Annotated in this window: 1 protein-coding gene; it reads left to right on the forward strand. The window is 63.1% G+C overall.

All coding sequences use genetic code 11. The features are described 5' to 3' along the window. Positions 1-174: 174 nt before the first annotated feature. A partial coding sequence (locus CO670_RS32285) for a DUF5801 repeats-in-toxin domain-containing protein (protein WP_245426178.1) occupies positions 175-1,681 on the forward strand: 1,507 nt, incomplete at its 3' end.

Raw genomic sequence — 1,681 nt, forward strand, 5'->3', positions numbered from 1 at the left:
GATGATCTGGCTCAGATGAATGTCGATTCGTCCTAGCGCTCTCGATCGGCGAGGCGATGGCAGGCAATTGAAAGCCGTGAGTTCAATGCGCAAGGGGTCAGATCCCGCCGGATGCATTCGGCATCCGGCGCCTGGATCTCCCCTCAATGCGATTCAAACCGAGGGAGAATCTCCATGGCACTCGACATCACCACTCAGGACCTCATCATCGACGAGACCGCCGGCCTTACCGACGACGACATCAACCCCTCCACCGCGCCACACAGCACCAACACCACGCTGCAATATCTGCTGGGCCTCGACGCGGCCGGCGGATTGACCTCGCCCGAGGTCGCCTACCAGACCAACTTCGTGGTCGCCTCGGCCAGCGCCGGGGAAACCATCACCTCGGTGGTTCTCACGCAGAACTCCTCCGGAACCCCGTTTTCCACGGCCGCCGGCGTCAACAGCGGCATTCGCACCGTCGACGGCAACTATATCTGGCTGTTCCAGGACGCAACCCGTCCAAACGTCGTGATCGGCGTCATCGGCACCTCCAACCCGCTCGCCGAACCCGCCGAGACCGGGCCGCTCGCCTTCTCGCTCGCGCTGATCAGCACCAGCGCCACCAATGCCGACCTCTACACCGTCCAGTACGTTCCGCTGCTCCATCCCAATGCGGCCAACCCGGACGATCGCATCGATCTGACCGACAAGGTGTTCGCCTCGGTCACCGGAACCTCCGTCGTCAATTTCAGCCAGCTTGGCGATGCGCCGTCGGGACACAACAACTGGTATATTCTCGACGCCGACGCGGCCAGCCCGCAGAAGATCCTGGTCACCGCCCACGACAGTGGCGTGCAGGCGGAAGTCAACGTCAGCACGCAAGGGCTGGGCGTCGCATCGCAAGACGTGCGCTTCGGCCGTGAGCTTCAGATCGACCTGATCACCGGCGGCACCCAGAGCGCCGGCAAGGACTTTACCAATACGCCGATCGCGCCCGACTACGGCTCTCACATCGAGAACGTCTCCAGCGCGGGTTTCTCGGTCTCGCAGTCGACACCGACCGGCAGCGTCGCCGACATCGAGATCCACGCCTATAACAACGACGACAATGTCGAGGGCGCAGCCTTCCCCGGTGACGACAACGATACCGAGATCAATATCACCGGCGTGACCTTCAAGCTGAACGGTGTGGCAACGACGGCCGCAGCCCTCGGCATCTCGGTCGATCTCACCGGCACGGGGCTGATCCTTCGCAATGTCGGCGAGGGCGTGACGGTCGACTTCACCACCGCGGGCGGCGCCGGCGGAACCTTCGACCGCTTCACCATCAAGAACATCGACACCGAGAAAGACTTCTTCGACGTCAAGGAAGTCCACTACGGCGGCGAGGTCACCAACGCCTATAATGAAGAGGTCGGCTCCTTCATCAACTTCGATGACGATGGACCGACGATGACGGCGACCGGTACGCCTCCGGAACTGACGGTCGATGAGACCGACCTGACCGGTGACGACAGCGCCGACTTATCGACCTTCTTCACCTCCGATCCGGGTGCGGATGGCGACGACATCACCTATGCGCTCGGCATCAGCGCCGTCACCAATGTCAGCGGCCTGACCGATACCGCAACCGGCCAGTCGGTGCTGCTCTTCCTCGAGAGCGGCAGTGTCGTCGGCCGCGCCGGGGCCGGCGGTC

Source organism: Rhizobium sp. J15 (assembly GCF_002531825.1).
Classification (GTDB): Bacteria; Pseudomonadota; Alphaproteobacteria; order Rhizobiales; family Rhizobiaceae; genus Rhizobium.